Raw genomic sequence first — 23,621 nt, 5'->3', positions numbered from 1 at the left:
GTGATGCCCTATCAGTAACCTTGCGCAGTAAGGCAGTTGGGCGACTGGGGGCAGCAATGGCGGTAGTAGTGGGACCACCCGCACCGGGCGAGGACGCCCCCATCCCGGTGGTCGTGGACGCGGACGCGTTCGCCGCCACCGGGGTGCCCGCCACCGACGCGGACTCCCTGTACGACAGCGAGGAGACCCGGGACAACGCCGGCCGCCGAGCGCTCGCGGCGGCGCAGGACCTCTACGGCGACGGGCTCGACCTCGCCCGGCGCTGCGCCTCCCAGGCGATGCGCAGGCTGGGCGACCTCGGGGACGGGCTGCGGCCCGACGAGGTCGAACTCCAGGTCGGCATCACCTTCGAGGCGGGGATGGCCGCCGTGGTCAAGGCCGGGGCGGAGGCGCAGATCCAGGTCACCTTCCGCTGGCAGCCGGGACGGGAGGAGCGGGTGACCACGGTGGTGGCGCCCTCGTGAGCGAGGCGGCGGCCGAGGCGTTACCGGCCCCGATCCTCCCGTACAGCCGCGTCGTCGGGCAGGACGAGCTGAAGCTGGCCCTGGAGCTGAACTTCATCGCGCCGGCCATCGGCGGCGTCCTCATCGCCGGCCGGCGTGGCACCGCCAAGTCCACCGTCGTCCGGGCCTTCGCGCTGATGACCGGCGGCTGCCTGCCCGTCACCCTGCCGATCAACGCGACCGACGACCGGGTGCTCGGCGGCTGGGAGCTGGACGCCCTGATGCACGGGGAGGCGCGACGGCAGCCCGGCCTCCTGGAGGAGGCGCACCGGAAGGGGCTGCTCTACATCGACGAGGTCAACCTCCTGGACGACCACATCGTCAACATCATCCTCGATGTCGTCTCCACCGGCGTCCTGTCCGTGCAGCGGGAGGGCATAGACACTGAGGCCCATGTCTCGTTCGGGCTCGTCGGCACGATGAACCCGGAGGAGGGCAGCCTGCGGGCCCAACTGCTCGACCGCTTCGGGCTGATGGTGACCGCCGCCGAGCTGGACATCGAGGAGCGGCACCGGATGATCACCACCGTGCTCGCCTTCGAGGAGGAACGCCTCGTCGCGGACTCCGCCTGGTTACGGGAGGCCGAGGACGACAACAAGCGCCTGCGGGACGGCCTGGTCACCGCCCGTGAGCGGCTTTCCGAGGTCCGGTTGGACCCGGACATCAGCAGGCTCTGCGCCGAGGCCGCCGCCCGCACCGGCGCCGTTGGCCAGCGGGGCGACCTGCTCGTGGCCAAGGCGGCCCGCGCGCTCGCCGCACGGGACGGCGCCCGGTCCGTGGAGCGGTCGCACGTACGCCGGGTGGTGCCGCTCGCCCTGCGCCACCGCAGGCCCGATTCGGTGCACGGTCCCGAGCCGGTCTGGGGGCCGGAAGAGGAATCCGCGCTGGACGACCTCTTCGGCTGACATGGGGACACCGGTGCGACCGACAGGGGACCAGGCGGACGGGCCGGACGGCGACCTCCGGCGCCTGCTCACCGTGCTCGTCTCCGCCGCGCTGGAGCCCTCGCTCGCCGGCGTCCTGCTCTTCGACCTCCCGCCCGAGCACCTGCCCGTCGTCGCCCGGACGTTCGCGCGACTGCTCGGCAGTGCGTACGGGCATCCGCCGGGCCGTCCCGCGCCCCGGACCGTGCTGGACTCCGCCACGGTGGACGAGGACCTGTGGATACGCCCCCGAGTGCGCCGGGGCCCGGAAGGCATCGGGTTCACCTTCGGCCCCGGGCCGCTGGCCGAGCCGGACGGCGGCCCCCGGCTCGTCGTCGTCCCCGATCTCGCCCGGCTCAGCGTCCCCGGCCTGCGCGCCGCCGTCCAACTGCTCGGCGCGGACACCGCCGCCCTGGAGCACTCAGGCGTCCGCCACCACTGGCGGCCGCGCGCACGGTGGCTGGCGTGCTGCCGGTCCGAGGACGCCGCGCTCCTCTCCCCGCACCTCCTGGACCGCTTCGTCCTGCGCCTCGCCGCCCCGGCCCTGCGCCCGCGCCCCGGCCCCGACCCGCTCGGTCCGCTCCCCGCCGGCTGGGCGACGGCCCTCGCCCCGGACACCCCCCGGCCCCCCGTCACGCTCACCGACGAGGCCGCCTCCGCCGTGCTGGGCCTCTTGGACGAGCCGGATGGCGGCGGCAACCGGCGCGCGCTCGCCCTGGCCCGCATCGCCCGCGCCCTGGCCCGGCTGGACTCGGCGGACACGACGGGCGCCTCGCAGGACCGCCCAACCGCCACCCCCTTCCCCGCCACCCCCTTCCCGGTCACCCCCGCTCACGTCGACCGCGCCGCGCGGCTCATCCGGCTCCGCACCCCGCACCGCCCCGAAGCGCGCCCGGAGCACACCCCGGACCGGGAGCTGCCCGAGCCGCCGGGTGCGGGCCGTCCGCTGCCGCGCCCGGAGCCTCCGCGCGGCGCGGAGCAGGAGGCCGAAGCCGGTGTCCCCGTGCACGGGCCGGAATCGGCGCAGCCGCTCGGCCCGGCGGCGGCCCCCAAGGAACCGTCACCGGCCGCCGACCTCCCGTATCCGGAGGACGTGGCGGGCCCGGGGCGCGGCGAGGGCACGCTGCGGGTGCCGGCCCGGCGCGATACCGGGACGCGGGCCTCCCGGGGGCCGGTCATCGGGGTGCGGCGCGCCCGCGACCTGTGGGATCTGGCCCCGGTCCGCACCGCGATGGAGGCCGCGAAGTACCGGGCCGTCCGGGGCGGTGCGGGAGGCCCGCTGGTGATCGCCCCGGCGGACCTGCGCGGCTATCTCCGGGCCCCGGAGCCCGTACGAATGCTGGCCGTCGTCCTCGACCACACCTGCCGGGGCGGCTGGGACTGGTACCCGGCACTCGAACCCTTCCTGCGCTGGGCGTACGTCACCCGGGCCGCCGTCCATGTGGTCGAGGTCGGCGCCGGCGGCGAGCCGGACGAACTCCGGGCCCGCGCCTTCACCGCCCGCTCCACCCGGGACCCCCGCATCGCCGCCGCGCTGGCCCGGCACCCCGGACGGGCCACCCCGCTCGCCCACGGCCTCGACCTGGCCGGGCAGGCGCTGCGGCGGGCGTTCCGGCACCACAGCGCAGGACTGGTCGAAGCGCTCCTGGTCGTCGCCACCGACGGCCGGGGCAATGTCCCGCTCGCCGTGAGCCGCAGCGGCCGGCCGGTCCCCGGCCCGGTGTGCCGTACCGGCGTCGACGACGCCGTGGCCGTGGCGGAGCACATCCGCGCCCTGGGCCGCAGCCGCCTTCGCAGCGTCGTCGTGGACCCGGGCCGGCCCCCGTACACCCGCCTCCCGGCGGCCCTGGCCGAGGCCCTGGGCGGCGGGTTCGTCGGAGGGACCGGCGACGAGGACGCCCTTGCCGCGGCGGACCGGGAGGCGCGCCATGGGTGACGGGCGGCTCCGGCTGATCCGAGGCATGGTCGCCTCCGCCGCCCAGGCGCTGCCCGGCCCACGCCTCCCGGCACCCGGCCCGCCGGAGCCACGCGGCCTGGGCGCCGCGCCCGTGGACGCGGCCCGCCCGCCGGACACCGCGTACGCCCGCATCCGGGTCGCGCGCCACCACACCGGGGCCGGCGCTCCCGACGCGTTCGGGATCGAGGCGTGGTGCGCGGGCGTGGACCGGCTCCCGTACACCACGGGCCCCGACCAGCTCCGGCCCGGGGACATCGGATTCGGCCATGCGCGCCGGGGCGGCATCCCGCCCTCCGAGCTGTTCCGGTCCATCCGGCGCTGGTCGAAGTACCAGCACCGGCTGACCGACTGGATCAACCGGTGCCGGCGGGTCCACGGCGAAGCGCTTCAGATCGTCGTCCTGGACCAGACCGGCTTCGAGCTGCCCTGGGAGGCCCTGGACCTGCCCCCGGAGCCGGGCGCCGGGCTGCGCGGCGGGCCGCTCGGCGCGCTCGTGGACGTGGCGCGCTGGCTGGACGACTTCCCGGACCGGGCGGTCGCCCCCGACGGCCGGGTCCTCAGCTTCTTCCACGCCGACATGACCCGCGACCAGGAGTTCTTCGACCCGTACGAACACCGGCCGCACTTCGGCATCGAGAGCTTCCTGAGCAATCTGGACGATCTCGCCGAGCAGCGCACCGGCCTGGTGTACATGGGCTGCCACGGCACCTTCGACCAGGAACTCAGCAAGCTCACCCTGGGCGGCGGCACCTGGGCCGACTACCACGACCTCGACATGCGGCTCCTGGGCCGCGACGCGTCCCTGGTCTGCCTCAACGCCTGCCACTCCGGGCGCTTCCTCGACTACGGGGGCGACGGCAGGCAGTATCTGCGCGGGTTCACCCAGATCTTCCTGCGCAACGGCGCGGGCGGCTGCATCGTCTCGGCGGGCGCGGTCGGCGACCCCGAGGCCCGGGTGATGATCCGCCGCATCGTGGACACCGTGACCGAGGCCCCCGGCCGGCCCGTCGCCACTGCGCTCCGGGCCTTCCGCGCGGAGGTCTACGACACCTTCCTCGCGGGCGGCGGGGTCCCGATGATGGTCAAGGACGACGGCACCTTCGACAGGGACCGGCAGCAGAACGTGCTGCGCCTGCTCTACAGCCTGATGTTCCAGTACTACGGGCATCCGCTCAGCACCCTGCGCCTCACCGCCCGCCACCAGGGCGTTCCCGTACCGACCGAGGCGGGTGGGCGGCCATGACCCCCGCCGAACGCCCGCTGCTGATCGAACCCGTCGTGGGCTGGCTCCCCGAGGTGGAACCGGGCCTGGTCCAGTGCGTCAGCGTCGACCTGCGCGGCCCGCTCGACGCCCACGGGGACACGGACGGCGACGCCTGGCCGTACGAGGAGGAGGAAGTGACGTTCAGCGTCGCCCTGGAAGGCGCGCCGCACTTCGTCTGCGAGGCCATCGAGGGCCCGGGCCTCGTCCTGCACCGCTTCGGCGGTACGTACGGACCCGCGACGTTCCTCGTCACCGCGGGGCCCTCGGCCGGTCCCGGAGTGCTGCGGCTGACCATCTTCAACCAGTGGGGCGCGTCGGTCCGCAAGGCCGAACTGCCCTGCTCCATCACGGAGTCGGCCCGGTCCGGAGCGGTGGTACGGGGCGTGACCGCGTCCCGCCCGGGCCCGCCCGCCCCGCGGCCCGACGCGAGCGTCACCATCAGCTCCGCCGGATACGACCGGGCCTGGGCAGCGTGGATCGGGGACCGTCTGGAGCGGCGCGGGGTACCGGTGGTTCAGCGGCGATGGGACCCGCCGCCCGAAATGCCGCTGGAGGAGGCCCTGCGGGATCTGGCCCGACCCCCGGGCCGTGTCCTACTGCTGCTCAGCGACTCCTTCTTCCAGTGGGGCCCGCGCAGCCACGAGGAGTGGAACCGGGTCCTGCGCTCGGAAGTCGCCCCTCGACCGGACTGGTTCGCGACCGTATGTGTGACGACGTCGGCGCTTCCCCACGCCGCGTCCGCGGTCGGTGTGGCCGACTTGACCGACGCCGGTGCGCGGGAAGCGGAACGGCGGCTCCTCGACCGGCTGGGGCTGCCCACCGATCCGCTGCCCGAGCAAGCGTCCGCTTCGGCTGGGCCCCGCTTCCCCGATGACCCGCCCGCGGTATGGGGAGGCGTCCCCCGCCGCAACACCCGCTTCACCGGCCGCGTCGAGCCGCTGATGGCCTTGTACGACATGCTGCGCGCCACCGGGAACCGGCACGGCCGCGTCGTCCTGCACGGCATGGCCGGCATCGGCAAGACGCAGCTGGCGGCGGAGTACGCACACCGCTTCGGCTCCGCATACGACGTGGTGTGGTGGGTGCAGGCCGACCGGCGCGCCGCCTTCCGGCAGGAACTCGCCGATCTGGCCCCTGAGCTGGGGCTCCCCACCGGTGCCGAGTACGGCGAACGCCTGCGCGCCGTACGGGACGCACTGCGCGGCGGCGAGCCGCACGCGCGGTGGCTGCTCGTCCTGGACGGCGCGGACGAGCCCGAGCAGATCCAGGACCTCGTGCCCTCCGGACCAGGCCATGTCCTGATCACCTCCCGTAACCCCGAGTGGACCGAACACGGCTGCGCCGCCCTGGAAGTCCCTCCATACACGATTCAGGAGTCGGTCGCCTTGGTAGGCCTTCGAGCCCCCCGCCTCACCAAGGACGACGCCGCCCGGCTGGCCGAGGCCCTGGACGGTCTCCCGCTCCTGCTCGACCAGGCGGCGGGCTGGCTGAGCGAGGCCGCCATGCCGGTCGACGAGTACATCCGGCTGCTCGACGAAGGCGCCGGCCAGGACGTCGTCAGGGTGTCGGCCGACTTCCCGCTCGCCTTCCGGACCGCCTGGTCGATCCTGCTGAACCGGCTCCGCGAAACCGCGCCGGAAGCCGTCGAACTGCTGCACCTCTGCTGTTTCTTCGCCCCCGGCGCCGTACCCGTGCGGCTGCTCAGGGCCGCCCCTCCTGAGGTGCTGCCCGAAGGGCTTGCCCGTCTGATGGGTGAACCGGTGCGGTGGGGCGATGCGATCCGTAGGCTGCGCCAGTACTCCGTGATCCGCGTGGAGTCCGGGGCGGCCGAGGGCGAGACGTCCGTCCACCTCCACCGCATGGTCCACCAGATCATCCGCAAGGACATCCCCGAGCGCGAGCGGTGGGCGCTCGCCGAGGGGGCCGCCCGGGCGCTCGTCGCCGCCGATCCGGGCGACCCCTCGGACCCGCGCCACTGGCCCGCGTATGCCGCACTCACCACCCACCTCGAATGGGCGGAGGTCCTGGACAGCACGGACCCGCGGGTCCACCAACTGGTCCTCAACTGCCTGCGCTACATGTACCTCTCCGGCGAGTACGGCAGCGGCATCCGGTTCGCCGAAGCGGCGATGGGGTCCTGGGAGAGCGCGCTCGGCGCCGCCGACCCCCGGACCTGGGCCCTGCGCCACCATTACGCCAACCTGCTGCGGGCCCTCGGCGACTACCGGAACAGCGAGCGGGTCGAGCGCGCCACCGCGGACTTCCTGGCGGCCGAGCGCGGTGAACTGGACCTGGACCATCTGCGGGCCGCCGGCGGACTCGCCGCCGATCTGCGCGGGCTCGGCCGTTACCAGGAGGCGGCGGAGCTGTCCGCGTCGATCCTGGAGCGCGACCGCCGGGTCCTCGGCCCCGAGGACCCGCGCACCCTCAACGCGGAGAACAACCTCGCCGTCTCACTGCGGCTCCTCGGGCGGTACGGGGACGCGCTTGCCCTGGACGAGCGCTGCCTCGAATCCCGGCGGGCGGTGCTGTCGCCGGACGCGCCGGCGGCGCTGTACTCGGAGATCAACCTCGCCATGGACCTGCGGCTCCTCGGCCGGTACCGGGAGGCGGAACACGCGCTGCGGGAAACGGTCGACCACCATCTGCGGGTGCTCGGGGGCAACGCCCCGCAGACCCTGCGCGGCCGGTACCACCTGGCGCTCTGCCAGTACGCGATCAAGGGCGCCCCGGCCGTGCTCGCGGACCTGGACCGCATCCGGCGGGACGCCCTGCGCACCCTGGGCGAGTACACCCCGCTCACCCTCCTCATCAGCACCGGCACCGCCTCCGTGCGACGGGAAGCGGGCGACCCCCGCGAGGCCCTGGAACTCCACGAGCAGGTGGTGGCCGGCTACCGCAGCATGCTGGGCGACGAGCACCCGTACACCATCGGCACGCGGGGGAACCTGGGGCTGATGCGCTGGACGGCCGGTGACCGGGACCGGGGGGCGGAGGACATCAAACGTGCGTGCGTCAGGATGGCGCGGGCCGTCGGCGAGGACCACCCCTGGGCGATCGGCTGGGCGCTGAACACGGCCCTGGTCCGCCCTGCGGACCGGCGTCTGCCGGGGCGTACGAACAGCGACCGGGCCGACGCGGTGCTGGGACCCGGCCACCCGCTGGCCGTGGCCTGCCGTGCGGTGCTCACCGCCGGTCCGGCGGAGGACACCCCGCCTCCCCGGTTCTGGCCCTTCGAACCGCTGGTCACCTGAGCCGCCACGGCCGAGGGGCCCGCCCCGCGCGTGTGCGCGGGACGGGCCCCTCGGCCGTACGGGCTGCCGGTCAGGCCTCGAAGACCTCGTTGACCAGTTGGGTCTGCTCCGCCTGGTGGCGCTTGGCCGAGCCGACTGCCGGGGACGAGCCGTGCGGGCGCGAGATGCGGCGCAGGCGTTCGCCGTGCGGGACGTCCGCGCCGACGGCCAGGTCCAGGTGGTCGATCAGGTTCAGGGCGATGAACGGCCAGGCGCCCTGGTTGGCCGGCTCCTCCTGGGCCCACAGGTACTTCGCGGCGTTCGGGTACTTGGCGATCTCGGCCTGGATCTCCGCACCCGGCAGCGGGTACAGGCGCTCCAGGCGGATGATCGCGGTGTCCGTGACGCCCCGCTTCTCGCGCTCGGCCTCCAGGTCGTAGTAGACCTTGCCGGCGCAGAAGACGACCTTGCGGACGGCGCTCGGCTCGACGGTGTCGTCGCCGATGACCGGGCGGAAGCCGCCGGTGGTGAACTCCTCCACCTTCGACGCCGCCGCCTTGAGGCGGAGCATCGACTTCGGGGTGAAGACGATCAGCGGCTTGTGGTGCGGGTTGTGCACCTGCCACCGCAGGAGGTGGAAGTAGTTCGACGGCAGGGTCGGCATCGCGACCGTCATGTTGTCCTGCGCGCACATCTGGAGGAAGCGCTCCGGGCGGGCGGACGAGTGGTCCGGGCCCTGGCCCTCGTAGCCGTGCGGCAGCAGCAGTGTGACGCCGGAGGTCTGGCCCCACTTCTGCTCGGCCGAGGAGATGAACTCGTCCACGACGGTCTGCGCGCCGTTGACGAAGTCACCGAACTGGGCCTCCCAGATGACCAGCGACTCCGGGCGGGCCAGCGAGTACCCGTACTCGAAGCCCATCGCCGCGTACTCGCTGAGGAGCGAGTCGTAGACGTTGTAACGGGCCTGGTCGTCCGTCAGGTACAGGAGCGGGGTGTAGTCCTCGCCCGTGACCTGGTCCACCAGCACCGCGTGGCGCTGGCCGAAGGTGCCGCGGCGGCTGTCCTGGCCGGCGAGCCGGACCGGGGTGCCCTCCATCAGCAGCGAACCGATGGCCAGGGTCTCGCCCATGCCCCAGTCGATGGTGCCGTTCTCCACCGAGGCGGCACGGCGCTGCATCTGCGGCATGAGCCGCGGGTGCACGGTGATCGACTCGGGGATGTTGACCTGCGACTCGGCGATCCGCTTGACGACCTCGGCCGAGACCGCGGTGTTCACGGCGACCGGGAAGTGGGCCTGCGGGTCGGAGACGTGCGGCTGCGCCGGCTGCGAGGTGGCCTCGCGGACCTCGGCGAAGACCTTCTCCAGCTGGCCCTGGAAGTCCTGGAGCGCCTGCTCCGCCTCTTCCAGGGTGATGTCGCCGCGACCGATCAGGGACTCGGTGTAGAGCTTGCGCACCGAGCGCTTCTTGTCGATCAGGGTGTACATCTGCGGGTTGGTGAACTCCGGGTTGTCGCCCTCGTTGTGACCGCGGCGGCGGTAGCAGATGAGGTCGATCACGACGTCCTTGTTGAACGCCTGGCGGAACTCGAACGCGAGCCGGGCGACCCGGACGACGGCCTCGGGGTCGTCGCCGTTGACGTGGATGATCGGCGCCTCGATCATGCGCGCCACGTCGGTGGCGTACATCGAGGAGCGCGAGGACTCCGGGGCGGCGGTGAAGCCGACCTGGTTGTTGATCACCACGTGCACGGTGCCGCCGGTGCGGTAGCCGCGCAGCTGCGACATGTTGAGCGTCTCGGCGACGACGCCCTGGCCCGCGAAGGCCGCGTCGCCGTGGAGCGCGATGGGCAGGACGGTGAAGTCCGTGCCGCCCTTGTTGATGATGTCCTGCTTGGCGCGGGCGATGCCCTCCAGGACCGGGTCGACCGCCTCCAGGTGCGAGGGGTTGGCGGCCAGCGAGACCTTGATCTGCTCGCCGTCCAGACCGGTGAAGGTGCCCTCGGCGCCCAGGTGGTACTTCACGTCGCCGGAGCCGTGCATCGAGCGCGGGTCGAGGTTGCCCTCGAACTCGCGGAAGATCTGGGCGTACGACTTGCCCACGATGTTCGCCAGGACGTTCAGGCGGCCGCGGTGGGCCATGCCGATGACGACCTCGTCGAGGCGGGCCTCGGCGGCGGAGTCGATGACCGCGTCGAGCAGCGGGATGACGGACTCGCCGCCCTCCAGCGAGAACCGCTTCTGGCCGACGTACTTGGTCTGCAGGAACGTCTCGAACGCCTCGGCGGCGTTGAGCCGGCGCAGGATGCGCAGCTGCTCCTCGCGCTCCGGCTTGGGGCGCGGACGCTCCACCCGGTCCTGGAGCCACTTGCGCTGCTTCGGGTCCTGGATGTGCATGAACTCGATGCCGGTGGTGCGGCAGTACGACTCACGCAGCACGCCGAGGATGTCGCGGAGCTTCATCATCGACTTGCCGGCGAAGCCGCCGACCGCGAAGTCCCGCTCCAGGTCCCACAGGGTGAGGCCGTGCTCGGTGATGTCCAGGTCGGGGTGCTTGCGCTGGTGGTACTCCAGCGGGTCGGTGTCGGCCATGACGTGGCCCCGGACCCGGTAGGAGTGGATCAGCTCGAAGACCCGCGCGGCCTTGGTGACGTCGTCGTCGTGCGAGGCGTCGATGTCCTTGAGCCAGCGGACCGGCTCGTAGGGGATGCGCAGCGCCTTGAAGATCTCGTCGTAGAACTCGTTCTCGCCGAGCAGCAGCTGGGAGAGGACGCGCAGGAACTCGCCCGAGGCGGCGCCCTGGATGACCCGGTGGTCGTACGTGGAGGTCAGGGTCATGACCTTGGAGATGCCCAGCTTGTTCAGGGTGTCCTGCGAGGTGCCCTGGAACTCGGCCGGGTAGTCCATCGCGCCGACGCCCATGATGAGGCCCTGTCCGGGCATCAGGCGGGGCACCGAGTGGACGGTGCCGATGCCGCCGGGGTTGGTCAGCGAGGCGGTGACGCCGGTGAAGTCGTCCATGCCGAGCTTGCCGTTGCGGGCGCGCCGGACGATGTCCTCGTACGCCTGCCAGAACTCGAAGAAGTTGAGCGTCTCGGCCTTCTTGATGGCCGCGACGACCAGCTGGCGGTCGCCGTTCGGCTTCACCAGGTCGATGGCGAGGCCGAGGTTGACGTGCTCCGGCTTGACGAGGGTCGGCTTGCCGTCCTTCTCCGCGTAGGAGTAGTTCATGGCCGGCATGGCCTTGAGCGCCTGCACCATCGCGTACCCGATGAGGTGCGTGAAGGAGATCTTCCCGCCCCGGGCGCGCTTGAGGTGGTTGTTGATGACGATGCGGTTGTCGAAGAGCAGCTTCACCGGGACGGCGCGCACGGACGTGGCCGTGGGCAGCTCCAGCGAGGCGTTCATGTTCTTCGCGACCGCGGCGGACGGGCCGCGCAGCGTCACGTACTCCGGTCCGGCCGGCGCCTCGGTGTCCGCGGCGGCCTTGGCCTTCGCGGCGGGGGCCTTGGCGGCCGGAGCCGGGGCGGCCTTCGCCGGGGCGGCCTGGGCCGGAGCCTTGGGCGCGGCGGGGGCGGCCGGGGCGGCCTTCGCCGGGGCGGCGGGTGCGGCCGGGGCCTGGGCGGCGGGCTGCGCCGGAGCGGCCGGGGCCGCCGGTGCGGTGGTGGGGGCGGCCGGGGCCGCGGGCGCTGCAGCCCCCGCGGCTGCGGCGCCGGGCTTGTCCGCCGTGCCGGTCTTGCCCGGCTTGTAGTCGGCGAAGAAGTCCCACCAGGCACGATCGACCGAATTGGGGTCCTGGAGGTACTGCTGGTAGATCTCGTCGACGAGCCACTCATTGGCGCCGAATGCCGCGGCCGGGTTGGTGCCCGGGCCGGCCTGGTCGGTCGAGATGCTCGAGTTACTGGGGGACTGAGACGACACGGCGGTGACCGCCCTCTTCCGCTTCGCAAGGTGATGGACAGCGGGAATCAAGGCTACGCCTCCGCAGCCGTTCCTTGCAGGCCGGGGAGGTCTTCGTCGTGCAAGTCACATCGGAAGCCGGGTTTCGGCGCTGGAAATGGCGGGAAACAAGCATGGTTCCGCTTCGCTCCGGGTACGCGAGGCCGCCGCAGCGGCCTCCTCGACCGTATCCCGTTACCGGAACACGCAGAACGCGGCCTTCCGGTTCGAACCCTATGTCAACCTCGCGGTTGCGGAATCCCCGGAAGAGTGACGCGGATCCGGCAGCCGCGAGCAGATTCGGCCACTCCGATCCGGCCGCCGTGGAGATCCACCGCCCAGCGGGCGATCGCCAGCCCCAAACCGGTGCCGCCGTCGCTGCCCGGACCGTGCGGCGAGGCCACCTCGCCCCGGTTGAACCGCTCGAAGACCCGGTGGCGCTCGGACTCCGGAATGCCCGGGCCCTCGTCCACCACCTCCAGGTGCAGGGACTCCGGCTGCGGGCCGCGCCGGGCCAGCACCGTGACCCGGCCGTGCGGCGGGCTGTGCTTGACGGCGTTGTCGATGAGATTGGCCACCACCTGGTGCAGCCGCTCCGCGTCCGCGTGCGCGGTCAGCTCCGGCGGCGACACGTCCAGGTGCAGATGGACGTCCGTACGCGAGTGGTTGCCGGACCCGGAGGAGAGCCGGCGGTGCGCGGCGGCGAGGTTCGCCTCCTTCAGCACCCCGGACAGATAGGGCCACACCTCGAAGCGGTTGGCCTTCAGCGGGACGACGCCGTTGTCCAGCCGGGACAGGTCGAGCAGCGTCTCCACCAGGCGGCCCAGGCGCTCCGTCTGTTTCAGCGCGGTCCGCATCGTCTCCGGATCGGCCGAGGACACCCCGTCCACCACGTTCTCCAGGACGGCTCTCAGCGCCGCGATGGGCGTGCGCAGCTCGTGCGAGACGTTCGCCACCAGCTCCTTGCGGTGCCGGTCCACGGCCGCCAGGTCGTCCGCCATCAGATTGATGGTCTGCGCCAGGTCGCCCAGCTCGTCGCGCCGGTCCGCGCCGTTGACCCGCCGCGTGTAGTCGCCGTGCGAGATCGACCGGGCCACCGCGCGCATCTCGTCCAGCGGCGCGGTCAGGCCGTGCGCCACGAACTGGGTGATCAGCAGGGTGGCGATGACCGAGAACACGGTGATGAACCGCAGCTCGGTCCGCGTACGGAAGGCCACCATGATCAGGCCGGTGGTGATGAACACCGAGACCACCACCAGGGTGCCCAGCTTGGCCTTGATCGAGAACGGCCGCAGCCCCGGTCCGGGCGAGGTCATGGCGCGGGGGTCTCCAGCGCGTAGCCGACGCCGTGCACGGTACGGATGCGCTCCGCGCCGATCTTCCGGCGCAGCGCCTTGATGTGGCTGTCGACCGTGCGGGTGCCCGAGGCGTCCGCCCAGTCCCACACCTCGGCGAGCAGCTGCTCGCGCGAGAGCACCGCGCGCGGGGTGTTGGCCAGGCAGACCAGCAGGTCGAACTCGGTCGGGGTGAGGTGCACGTCGTCGGCGCGGACCCGCACCCGGCGCTGCGCGTGGTCGATCTCCAGCTCGCCGAGGCGGAGTATGCCGCTGCGCGGCGTCACCGCGGCCAGCGCGGCCCGCTCCACCCGGCGCAGCAGGACGTGCACCCGGGCGGCCAGCTCACGCATCGAGAACGGCTTGGTCATGTAGTCGTCGGCGCCGACCCCGAGCCCGACGAGCATGTCCGTCTCGTCGTCCCGCGCGGTCAGCATCAGCACCGGCACCGGCCGCTGGGCCTGGACCCGGCGGCAGACCTCCAGGCCGTCGAAGCCCGGCAGCATGATGTCGAGCACCATCAGGTCCGGCTGCCACGCCTCGGCCGCGTCCACGGCGGCGGGGCCGTCGAGCGCGGTCTGCACGAGAAAGCCCTCCGCCCGCAGCCGCGCGGAAATGGCATCGACGATCGTGGCGTCGTCCTCGACCACCAGCACCCGGCGCTGCGCGCCCGGGGTGGCCGCGACGCCGCTGTGGGTGGTGTGTGTCTGTTCCATCGCCCCGCCCCTGCCCGTTCTCACGGAGGCCATTCCCCCGGACGTACGGTTTTCGCTCGTGAATTTCGTGGGTGATCCCGCTACCGGTCAGCAGCGTAGAGGCAGCGGAGGCTTTTCGGCTACGCAGGGTGCAAGGACGGACCGCCGTGCGGCACCTTCGCCCGGGGCGGGGCGACGCGCCAAGGGGCCCGGCCTCCCGGGCGTTCGGGGGCTCCCGCCACCCGCCGGGGGGCTCTCACTCGCCCCGGATTGCGAGATGGACCACGTCGGGAACACCTCGGGCAACGCCCACTTCTTCCGCCCGTACCCCTGGAACCCGGCATTCCGTAGGGCTCGGTCGAATGCGGCGGACGGTTGTGCGGACCAGACGGCGAGCACCCCGCCCGGGTTGAGCCGGGCCCGGCAGTCGGCGAGACCGGCGGGGGAGTAGAGGTCGTTGTTGTCCTCGGTGACCGTCCAGTCGGGCCCGTTGTCGATGTCCAGACACAGTGCGTCGTAACGGTCCGTAGTCGTACGCAGATACGCGACGAGGTCGGTCGTCAGGATCTCCGTACGGGGGTCGGCGAGCGCGGGCCCCGAGATCCGGTCCAGCGGCCCCCGCCGGTGCCAGTCCACGATCGCCTCCTCCCGCTCGGCGACCGCGATCCGGCCCCACCGCGGCTCGGCGGCGGCCCGGGCGAGCGAGAAGCCGACGCCGAGCCCCCCGATGAGCACGGCGGGCGCGGTGCGGCCGGCCGGGAGCGCGGCGAGCGCGGCGTCGATCAGCAGCCGCTCGGAGCGCCCGTCCGAGGTGTCCATCAGGAAGCACCCGTTGGCGATGATCTCGAAGTCCTCCCCGCGCCGGCGCAGGACGACCTCCCCGAACGGTCCCTCGCGGCGGTCCAGGGTGACGGGGGCGTCGGCGTCGGGGCCGAACGTATGGGGCATGGCACTGATCTCCGGTGGCCGTGGTCGCTGTCCCCGCCATCCTGTCGCGCGGGGCGGGCGGGGGCCAGCGGGTTCGTACGGGGCCCCGGTCAGCCGCGTTCGCGGCGCGCCCCGCGTACGGCGTAGAGCGCCGCCCGGGGTGCGCGGTGCGGCCAGATAGACCGCGCCGATGTACACGGTGACCGGCAGCCAGCTCAGCCGGGCCCCGATCAGGGCGGCCGCGGCGGCGGTGATCCCGGTGGCGCCGAGCACGTTGCGCACCATGCCGGGCGCGCCGAACGCCTCCGGATGCCCGGGCACGGCCAGCGCGAGGGCCGCGGCGGCCGGGACGGCGAGCGCGAGCAGGTGCGCCAGCCGCCGGGGCCACCAGCGCCGGACCGCCGTCCGGTCGAGCTCGTCCGACGGGGCGTACAGGCTCGTCCCGATGGCCGACGAGACCAGCAGCGGGGCCAGGACGAGGACGGGGACCCGGGCGCTGTGGTCGAACGTCGGCTGCGCCTGAATCCAGTACGCCGCCCAGGCCGCGAGCAGGGCCGTGCAGGCGAGGGCCGCGGCGGTGCGGGGGAGGGCGCGGGAGCGTTCACGCCCCCGGCGGTGCCGTGAACCGTACGGCCGAGGCGGGCGTGGTGACGTCCGCGTCCGCGCTGATCGCCCAGGCGGCGACCCGGGAGACGACGGCGGCGGGGACCGCCGAGCTGATCCCGGGGGCGGCCGGGACGTCGTGCGTGGCGTGGGCGTCGTACGGGAGGACCACCCGGTAGCCGCGCTCCAGGGCGGTGCGGGCCGTCGCCTGGACGCACATCTCCGACATGACGCCGCAGACCGCCAGCGCCTCGACGCCCGCCTCCGCCAGTACGGCGCCCAGCGACGTGTCCTTGAAGCCGTCGTCCCAGGTCTTGCGGATCACGGATTCCGCGGGGCCCTCCACGACCGGCAGGTGCAGCGCCCAGCCCGGCGTGAACGGCTCGTCGCCCGACCCCGGGTCGCCGTCGTTCTGGAGGTGGACGACGACCGCGCCCGCCCGCCGGGCCCGTGCCAGCAGCCCGGCCGTACGGTCCAGCAGCACATCGGCCGCGGGCACGGCACCCGCGCCGGTCACCCCGTCCTTCTGCACGTCCACGACGATCAGGGCCTGCACGGGGAGCGGGGTCTCGGTCATGCGGCCATCCTGTCCGGCGCGGCGCCGGGGCTCCACGGAATATCGGTGCCGCTGGAGCGGGGCCGCTCAGGGCCGGGGCACAAGGACTCCGCGCAGCTGGTTGACCCCGGTGTGCCAGGGCCCGTCCTCCGCTTCCTCCCAGAGCTCCAGCGCCTCGGACGGTTCCGTCAGGACCCGGTCCAGCGCCCGGAGCGCGAGTCCGCGCAGGCCGGTCAGGTCCGGAAGGGGCTCGTCGGGGCCGTACGCGGAGTCGGCGGGGGCGCCCCCGGGGCACTGCGCCGCGACCAGGGCGGCGGCCGCTATGGCCTCGTTCGCGACGTCCGAGTCCAGGTAGTCCGTGGTCTCCGCCGTCTCGGTCAGCGCGGCCCGGACCATCGCCTCGCGCGCCTCCGGCGCGGCGTCGTCCAGACCGCCGCACCAGTCGGCGGCCGTGTCGTTGTCGAAGGGGCCCACGTCCCACGTACCCATGTGTCTCTCCCGGCGAGCTGTCGAGTCGATCCCCCGCATCGTGACAGGCGCCACTGACAACGCCCGCCGCACCAGTCAGCGGTGTCGGTGCCGTTTCGATGGGTTGCGCCGTGCCATCAGGTTTTGTGCGGATTGACTCTTCGTTTTCCGTCCGCTGCCGCGGCAGGCGGGGGCTTGCGAAAACCATTGGTGCCCGGCCCGCTCCGCTGGTGGACTGACGTCCTACCGTGAATCTGCCGCGTGACGGAGGTAGTGGTGGTGACAGGTTATGGCGTGCTTGCCGAGGTGTACGAATGGCTCATCTCGGATGCGAAGTTGCCTCCAGCCGAGTTCGTTGCGTCGTTCGACGACGTCCTCGATCTCCTGCCGTCGAACGCTCAGGTCCTCGACTGTTCGTGCGGAACCGGGCAGTTGGCGGTTGGCCTCGCCGGTCGTGGCATGCAGGTTGTCGCGACTGACGCCAGCGAGGGGATGGTTCGTCGGACCGCGGAGTTGGCCGAGGAGTTCGGGGCGTCCGTCCGGACCGTACGGGCGAGCTGGGAAGAGCTGCCCGACCATTTCCAGGACAACACGTTCGACATGGTGTTCTGCGTGGGAAATTCGCTTCACCACGCCGCGGGCGCGACAGGCAGGAATGCTGCTCTGGAGTCGATGTCACGGATTCTGCGCCCGGGCGGGCGCTTGGTGCTCACATCGCGCACTTGGGAACTCGTGAGGGCCAGAGGTTCCCGGCTGGACATCTGGGACCGACTCGTCCGACGAAACGGTCGCGATGCCGTCGTGATTTACCGCTGGGAGATTGCGCCGCATTGGGAGGATGAGCACCATATCGAGATTGCGATCGCCCAAATCGATGCGACTGGGCCGGTTCTTGTCCGCTCGGAATTGCTGTCCTGCTGGCCCTACCGGTACGAGGAACTCGAAGTCGAGCTGCACCAGGTCGGACTCCGAACGGAACTGAGCACGTTCGATCTTGAGGCCGAGAACTACATGGTGGTCGCGAGCAAGGTATGAACTCCGGGGCCATCCGCTCCAGCAACGAGAAGGCTGCCGGGTCATGGCCGGGGCGCGGCGGCGTGCCCGGTGCGGCGTCGAACGGCAGCCCGGTCTCGATCTCCACCATCTGCCGCTCCCACTCGCGGGCCGCGGACTCCTGCACCGACTCCGGCGCAGGACATCAGCGGCTGATCGCTCAGAGCGAACAACGTCCGGGGAACATTGTGGGGCTCACAAGCATTGAGCCGGTATAACTCAACTTGACTGCCGAAGGGGAGATCATGGCTACTGAGTCCAACGCCGTCACACCGCTCACCCTGCCCGTGCTGCCGCTCGACGACGAGGTCGTGCTGCCGGGGATGGTGGTGCCGCTGGACCTGTCGGACGCCGAGGTGCGAGCCGCCGTCGAGGCCGCGCAGGCCGCTGCCCGGGAGGGCGGGGGCAAGCCCGAGGTGCTGCTCGTCCCGCGCATCGACGGGACGTACACCGGGATCGGCGTCCGCGGCACCGTCGAGCAGGTGGGGCGGCTCTCCGACGGCGACCCGGGCGCCCTCATCCGGGGCCGCGGCCGGGTCCGCATCGGAGCGGGCACCAGCGGCCCCGGTGCCGCCCTCTGGGTGGAAGGGGTCCGGGTGGACGAATCCGTCCCCGACCCCCTGCCCGGGGCCGTCGCCGAGCTGGTCAAGGAGTACAAGGCGCTCGCCACCAGCTGGCTGAAGAAGCGCGGGGCCTGGCAGGTCGTGGACCGGGTCCAGCAGATCGAGGGCGTCTCCGCGCTCGCCGACAACTCCGGTTACTCGCCCTTCCTCACCACCGCCCAGAAGGTCCGGCTGCTGGAGACCACCGACCCGGTCGCCCGGCTGAAGCTCGCCATCCAGTGGCTGGGTGAACACCTCGCCGAGCAGGACGTCGCCGAGTCCATCGCCAAGGACGTCCAGGAGGGCGTCGACAAGCAGCAGCGCGAATTCCTGCTGCGGCGCCAGCTCGACGCCGTACGCAAGGAGCTGTCCGAACTCAACGGCGACCCGGAGGACGAGTCCGACGACTACCGGGCCCGCGTCGAGGCCGCCGACCTGCCCGAGCACGTCCGCGAGGCCGCGCTCAAGGAGGTCGACAAGCTGGAGCGCGCCTCCGACCAGAGCCCCGAGGGCTCCTGGATCAGGACCTGGCTCGACACCGTCCTCGAACTGCCCTGGACCGAGCGCACCGAGGACGCGTACGACATCAAGGGCGCCCAGGAGATCCTGGACGCCGAGCACGCGGGCCTCCAGGACGTGAAGGAGCGCATCACCGAATACCTCGCGGTGCGCAAGCGCCGGGCCGACCGCGGCCTCGGCGTCGTCGGCGGACGGCGCGGCGGCGCGGTGCTGGCCCTCGTCGGACCGCCCGGCGTCGGCAAGACCTCGCTCGGGGAGTCCGTGGCGCACGCCATGGGCCGCAAGTTCGTCCGCGTCGCGCTCGGCGGTGTCCGGGACGAGGCGGAGATCCGCGGCCACCGGCGTACGTACGTCGGGGCGCTGCCCGGACGCATCGTGCGCGCCATCAAGGAGGCCGGCTCGATGAACCCGGTCGTCCTCCTGGACGAGATCGACAAGGTCGGCTCCGACTTCCGGGGCGACCCGGCCGCCGCCCTCCTCGAAGTCCTCGACCCCGCGCAGAACCACACCTTCCGCGACCACTACCTGGAGGTCGAGCTCGACCTCAGCGACGTCGTCTTCCTGGCCACCGCCAACGTCCTGGAGGCCATCCCGGAGGCGCTGCTCGACCGCATGGAGCTGGTCAGGCTCGACGGCTACACCGAGGACGAGAAGGTCGTCATCGCCCGGGACCACCTGCTCCCGCGCCAGCTGGAACGGGCCGGTCTGGAGAAGGACGAGGTCGCGCTCGACGAACCGGCGCTGCGCAAGCTGGCCGGCGAGTACACCCGCGAGGCCGGTGTGCGGAACCTGGAGCGCGCCGTCGCCCGGCTGCTGCGCAAGGTCGCGGCCCAGAGCGAGCTGGGCGACCGCGAGCTGCCGTTCACGGTGGGCGCGGACGACCTGCGCGGTCTCATCGGCCGCCCGCACCATGTGCCCGAGTCCGCCCAGGACCCGGCCGAGCGCCGTACGTCGGTGCCGGGCGTGGCCACCGGGCTCGCGGTGACCGGGGCGGGCGGGGACGTCCTCTTCGTGGAGGCGTCGCTCGCCGACCCGGAGACCGGGGCGTCCGGGCTGACCCTCACCGGACAGCTGGGCGACGTCATGAAGGAGTCCGCGCAGATCGCGCTGAGCTTCCTCCGGTCGCACGGCGCGGAGCTGGAGCTGCCGGTCGCGGACCTCAAGGACCGGGGCGTGCACATCCACTTCCCGGCGGGCGCGGTCCCCAAGGACGGCCCGAGCGCGGGCATCACGATGACGACCGCGCTGGCCTCGCTGCTCTCCGGCCGGCTGGTCCGCACGGATGTGGCGATGACCGGTGAGGTCTCGCTGACCGGGCGGGTGCTGCCGATCGGCGGCCTGAAGCAGAAGCTCCTGGCCGCGCACCGGGCGGGCATCACCACCGTGGTGATCCCCAAGCGGAACGAGGCCGACCTGGACGACGTCCCGGCCGAGGTCCTGGAGACCCTGGAGGTCCACCCGGTCACCGACGTCCGCCAGGTCCTGGAGATCGCCCTGGCCCCGGCCACGGCGGAGCGCAGGATTCCGGCGGCCCAGGCGGCGTAACGGGCAACGGCGACAGCGGACGCGGAACGGCCCGGGCAGCCCGGGCCGTTCCGCGTACCGCCGTGCCTACGGGCGGTAGATCGTGCCCGCGACCGGCTCGGCCGGGGCCATCAGCTGGGGGACCGTCACGAAGGTGTAGCCCTGCTTCTTCAGGGTGTCGATGATCCCGGGCACGGCCGGCACGGTGCCCTTGTAGATGTCGTGCAGCAGGATGATGCCGTCCTTGCTCGCCTGGTCGACGATCCGCTTCCTGATCAGCGCGGAGTCGGTCGTGGAGTAGTCCTTGGCGGTGGCGCTCCACAGGACCTGGGAGAGCCCGAGGTCCTTGCAGATGCCGGAGATCGTGTCGTTGGTGCGGCCCTGCGGCGGGCGCATCAGCCGGGGCTTCCTGCCGGTGATCGCCGCTATGGCGTCCTGCGTCTTCTCCAGCTCGGCGCGTATCTCGGCCGGCTTCCGGTCGGTCAGGATCTTGTGCGACCAGGTGTGGTTGGCGATCTCGTGGCCCTCGGCGGCGAGCCGCCGCACGGTGTCCGGGTGCTTCTTGACGTGGTTCTTGCCGAGCAGGAAGAACGTCGCGTGGACCTTCTTCTCCTTGAGGATGTCCAGCAGGCGGGGCGTGTCCTCGCCCGGGCCCGCGTCGAAGGTCAGGGCGATGCACTTGGCCTCGCGGCAGTCGACCGGGCCCATCGGCGCCTTGGCGTCCGAAGCGGCGTCGTCGCGGGCCGAGCCGGGCGCGGTGGTCTCCATCGTGCAGCCGCTCAGCGTGAGCGTGAGCGCGGTCACAAGGGCGACGCCCAACCCCGTACCGATCGACTTCCTCTTACTGGGCACGGCGCGCCACTCCCTCGCGTGAATGGACGCACTGGTGTGCGACCTGGAGCGGCGACTATACCTGTGAGGTATACACCGAGTGCATAGCGGGGTGGCCCAGACGCGACGGAGCCCGGTGACGGGGTGCGTCACCGGGCTCCGCAGGGCCGGGTACTAGCCGTTGGCGAGTGCCTGTACGCGGTCGAGGGCGCCGTTGAAGTGGTTGTGGTCGCCCACCGTCGGGCCGGAGGACGTGTACTGCCAGATCGTGTAGAAGCCCCAGCCGGCCGGGAGCGTGCCGACCGTGGTGTTGTACCGGGCCACCCACAGCGGGTTGGTCGTCCCGAAGCTCGCGTTGTTGCCGGTGCAGGACTGCCACCAGCTGGTCGCGGTGTAGATCACCGCGTCGCGCCCGGTGCGCGCCTTGTACGTGTTCACGAAGTCGCGGATCCACGAGACCATCTGCGCGGCGGTCTTGCCGTAGCACTGCGCGCCGTACGGGTTCCACTCGATGTCGAGCACGCCCGGCAGGGTCTTGCCGTCCTTGGACCAGCCGCCCCCGTGGTCCACGAAGTAGTTGGCCTGGACGGCGCCGCTCGTGGTGTCGGGCGTGGCGAAGTGGTACGAGCCGCGGATCATCCCGACGTTGTACGAGCCGTTGTACTGCTGCGCGAAGTAGGGGTTCGTGTAGTACGTCCCCTCGGTGGCCTTGGTGTAGGCCCACTTCACGCCGCTGTTCCAGAGCGTCGACCAGGCGACGTTGCCCTGGTGGCTGCTGACGTCCACGCCCTCGGTCTGGGCGGCGCGGCCCTCGACCGGCAGGCCGCCCTTGCCGTCGTGGGCGATGACGCCCATCCCCATGGTGGCGGTGCCGCGCGCGGGCGCGGTGGGGTCGCCGCCCGCCGCGTTCGAGGCGCCGGGGAGCGCGATGAGGAGGGAGAGGGCTGCGAGCAGGGTGCCGGCCGCGGCGAGGCGCGGGCGGCGGGACTTCGTGGAGCCGGATCTGTGCACGGGCATTGCGTGCCTCCGAGACCTCGGTGGGGGGATCTGCTGACCCGGGAGGCGCCGCACGGCGACCCCGGATGCATGCCATGGTGTGGACATGCCATGCATGACGCTACGCACGTAGACCCGTGCGGCGGAAGAGGGCCTGGGCGGCGCCGTTGGTCTACTCCTGCGAAATACTGGCGGAGCTGCGGTGATGGCCGCCGGCGGAAGAAACTTTCATCTGCGGGAAACCTCTTGAGGGAGTTGACGTGCACGGGAGCGAAAGCGGACGTGAGCCCGGCGCTACCGGAGGAAGTGGTGTGGACCACGAATTCCTCGCCCTGGAGCTGGAGTTGGCCGTCTTTCTGCGCCGCGCGCGGGCCAACTCCGGCGAGATGGCGCGCGAGGTGCACCCCGAACTGGAGGCAGCCGCCTACGGCCTCTTCGTACGCCTGGAATCCGCCGGCCGGCAGCGGGCCACCGATCTCGCCGCGTACTTCGGCGTCGGCAAGGCCACCATGAGCCGGCAGCTCCGCGCCCTGGAGGCGCTCGGCCTGGTGGCGCGGGAGCCCGATCCGGCCGACGGACGCGCCTTTCTCGTGCACCTCACCGAGGAAGGGCTCGCCCGCTTCCGCAGCGTCCGCGACGCCCGCCGCGACCGCTACGTCCGCAAGCTGGCCGACTGGGACCGCGCCGAGGTCGCGGAACTGGCCCGCCTGCTGCACCAGCTGAACGCGCGCGCCGAGGACTGAGCGCCCGGGGAGCGCCCGGGGAGCGGCCGTGGCTCACAGCCGTACGTACGCCGCCGTCGCGTCGTCATGGGTCTTGCCCCGGAGGTGCTTACGCTCCGTGTCCGCGTCCTCCAGAGCGCGGACCCGGTCGATCAGCGCCTGCGGGCCCTCCTTCTCCAGGATCCCCAGGCACGCCGCCCAGTCGCCCGCGCCGAACATCTCCGTCCAGCGGCTCGCCCCGTCCGTCAGCGCGGCCAGGGCCCGCACCTCCGCGCGCGGCGTCCGCCCGGTGACCGCGCGCTCCGCCACGGCCGGGTCGGCGGCGGCCGTGAAGAAGCCGCCCTCCTTGTTGCGCGCCCGGGCGTCGGCCACCGCGTCCGAGACCAGCAGCTCCCGGGGCAGCCGGTCGAGCCGGTCGTCCAGGACCGCGCGGACGCCCCCGGCGGGCGCTTCGAGGAGCAGCACCGAATCGGACAGCACCAGGTGCTCCACCTCGGCCTCGTCCCAACGCACCACGACGACGGTTGCCTGTGGCGTACGTACGTGAGAAAGGTCACAGGTCGAGCGGTGGGCGTCCGCCGTGCGCCGGATGGACTCCGCGAGGATCTCCCGCAAGGTCAGATCCCGGCGCGAACCGGACAGTTCGACCAGCGCTCCGCCCAGCCGGGCCGTGAACCACGGGACCGGGTGCACACAACCGGCATCGCCCTGCGGCGGCGTCACACCGTCGAGCAGGACCAGTCCGCCGCCCCGACCGGAGGCGGGGAGGACCGAGGCCGTCCAGTCCTCGTTCGGGCGGTCCGGAGTGCCGGGGGCGGTCGCGAGTTCGATACGCATGCGGCCAGTCTGCACGATGCCTTCACCGTGCCTGCACGGCACCGCGATTGGTGTGTACCAGCAGGTCAGAAGGGTGGGAGAGGCGGAAGGAATCCCTCCGCCCGGAGGTGCGGGCGGGCATCCTGCCAAAGCCCGGG

General features: G+C 72.4%; 16 protein-coding genes and 1 pseudogene. 8 read left to right on the top strand and 9 right to left on the bottom strand.

Annotation, left to right across the window (positions count from 1 at the left end):
• Positions 1-68 precede the first annotated feature (68 nt).
• Genes NEH16_RS09980 through fxsT form a run of 5 tightly spaced genes read left to right on the top strand, consistent with a single transcriptional unit; the run spans position 69 to position 7,901 of the window.
• Positions 69-464, top strand: a complete 396-nt coding sequence (locus NEH16_RS09980) for a CU044_2847 family protein (protein ID WP_265541158.1) — start codon at positions 69-71, stop codon at positions 462-464.
• Positions 461-1,408, top strand: a complete 948-nt coding sequence (locus tag NEH16_RS09975; RefSeq protein ID WP_265541157.1) for an AAA family ATPase — start codon at positions 461-463, stop codon at positions 1,406-1,408. Before NEH16_RS09980 ends, NEH16_RS09975 begins: the two co-directional genes overlap by 4 nt.
• 13 nt (positions 1,409-1,421) lie before the next feature.
• A complete protein-coding gene (locus NEH16_RS09970; protein WP_265541155.1) occupies positions 1,422-3,362 on the top strand; it encodes a hypothetical protein in 1,941 nt (646 codons plus the stop codon).
• Complete coding sequence (locus NEH16_RS09965; protein ID WP_265541153.1) at positions 3,355-4,626, top strand: CHAT domain-containing protein; 1,272 nt, start codon at positions 3,355-3,357, stop codon at positions 4,624-4,626. The genes NEH16_RS09970 and NEH16_RS09965 overlap by 8 nt, the downstream gene beginning before the upstream one ends.
• The gene (fxsT, locus tag NEH16_RS09960; protein WP_265541151.1) at positions 4,623-7,901 is read left to right on the top strand and encodes an FxSxx-COOH system tetratricopeptide repeat protein; all 3,279 of its coding nucleotides are present in this window, start codon (positions 4,623-4,625) and stop codon (positions 7,899-7,901) included. Before NEH16_RS09965 ends, fxsT begins: the two co-directional genes overlap by 4 nt.
• A 70-nt stretch (positions 7,902-7,971) precedes the next feature.
• Here the strand turns inward: fxsT and NEH16_RS09955 are convergent, their stop codons facing one another.
• From NEH16_RS09955 to NEH16_RS09930, 6 genes and pseudogenes are all read right to left on the bottom strand, one after another.
• Positions 7,972-11,799: a multifunctional oxoglutarate decarboxylase/oxoglutarate dehydrogenase thiamine pyrophosphate-binding subunit/dihydrolipoyllysine-residue succinyltransferase subunit gene (locus tag NEH16_RS09955; protein ID WP_265541149.1), complete on the bottom strand. Its 3,828-nt coding sequence runs from the start codon at positions 11,797-11,799 to the stop codon at positions 7,972-7,974.
• A gap of 257 nt (positions 11,800-12,056) precedes the next feature.
• Positions 12,057-13,133: a HAMP domain-containing sensor histidine kinase gene (locus NEH16_RS09950; protein ID WP_073963976.1), complete on the bottom strand. Its 1,077-nt coding sequence runs from the start codon at positions 13,131-13,133 to the stop codon at positions 12,057-12,059.
• Complete coding sequence (locus NEH16_RS09945) at positions 13,130-13,867, bottom strand: response regulator transcription factor (protein WP_073963975.1); 738 nt, start codon at positions 13,865-13,867, stop codon at positions 13,130-13,132. Before NEH16_RS09945 ends, NEH16_RS09950 begins: the two co-directional genes overlap by 4 nt.
• A gap of 235 nt (positions 13,868-14,102) precedes the next feature.
• A pseudogene (locus tag NEH16_RS09940) lies at positions 14,103-14,794 on the bottom strand (spermidine synthase).
• Between the two features lie 580 nt (positions 14,795-15,374).
• Positions 15,375-15,953: an isochorismatase family protein gene (locus NEH16_RS09935; RefSeq protein WP_265541147.1), complete on the bottom strand. Its 579-nt coding sequence runs from the start codon at positions 15,951-15,953 to the stop codon at positions 15,375-15,377.
• A gap of 66 nt (positions 15,954-16,019) precedes the next feature.
• Positions 16,020-16,421 carry a DUF4259 domain-containing protein gene (locus NEH16_RS09930; RefSeq protein WP_265541145.1) on the bottom strand — a complete coding sequence of 134 codons (402 nt, stop codon included), beginning with the start codon at positions 16,419-16,421 and terminating at the stop codon, positions 16,020-16,022.
• A 258-nt stretch (positions 16,422-16,679) separates the two neighbouring features.
• Between NEH16_RS09930 and NEH16_RS09925 the strand changes: the two genes are divergently transcribed.
• Entirely contained in the window at positions 16,680-17,435 is a 756-nt protein-coding gene (locus tag NEH16_RS09925) for a class I SAM-dependent methyltransferase (protein ID WP_265547123.1), read from the top strand.
• A gap of 263 nt (positions 17,436-17,698) precedes the next feature.
• Entirely contained in the window at positions 17,699-20,119 is a 2,421-nt protein-coding gene (lon, locus tag NEH16_RS09920; RefSeq protein WP_265541143.1) for an endopeptidase La, read from the top strand.
• A gap of 66 nt (positions 20,120-20,185) precedes the next feature.
• On the opposite strand, the gene NEH16_RS09915 is transcribed toward lon, so the two are convergent.
• Positions 20,186-20,866, bottom strand: coding sequence for a polysaccharide deacetylase family protein (locus NEH16_RS09915; protein WP_265547121.1), 681 nt, complete (start codon positions 20,864-20,866; stop codon positions 20,186-20,188).
• Between the two features lie 237 nt (positions 20,867-21,103).
• A complete protein-coding gene (locus NEH16_RS09910; protein ID WP_073963966.1) occupies positions 21,104-21,946 on the bottom strand; it encodes a lysozyme in 843 nt (280 codons plus the stop codon).
• Positions 21,947-22,185: 239 nt separating this feature from the next.
• On the opposite strand from NEH16_RS09910, the gene NEH16_RS09905 reads away from it, so the two are divergent.
• Positions 22,186-22,668: a MarR family winged helix-turn-helix transcriptional regulator gene (locus tag NEH16_RS09905; protein WP_073963965.1), complete on the top strand. Its 483-nt coding sequence runs from the start codon at positions 22,186-22,188 to the stop codon at positions 22,666-22,668.
• A gap of 33 nt (positions 22,669-22,701) precedes the next feature.
• Here NEH16_RS09905 and NEH16_RS09900 read toward each other — a convergent pair whose 3' ends face one another.
• Positions 22,702-23,484, bottom strand: a complete 783-nt coding sequence (locus tag NEH16_RS09900) for a hypothetical protein (RefSeq protein ID WP_265541140.1) — start codon at positions 23,482-23,484, stop codon at positions 22,702-22,704.
• Between the last annotated feature and the right edge of the window lie 137 nt (positions 23,485-23,621).

This window comes from Streptomyces drozdowiczii (assembly GCF_026167665.1).
In the GTDB taxonomy this organism is placed as follows: Bacteria; Actinomycetota; Actinomycetes; order Streptomycetales; family Streptomycetaceae; genus Streptomyces; species Streptomyces drozdowiczii_A.
This window is presented reverse-complemented; position numbering and strand designations above follow the sequence as displayed.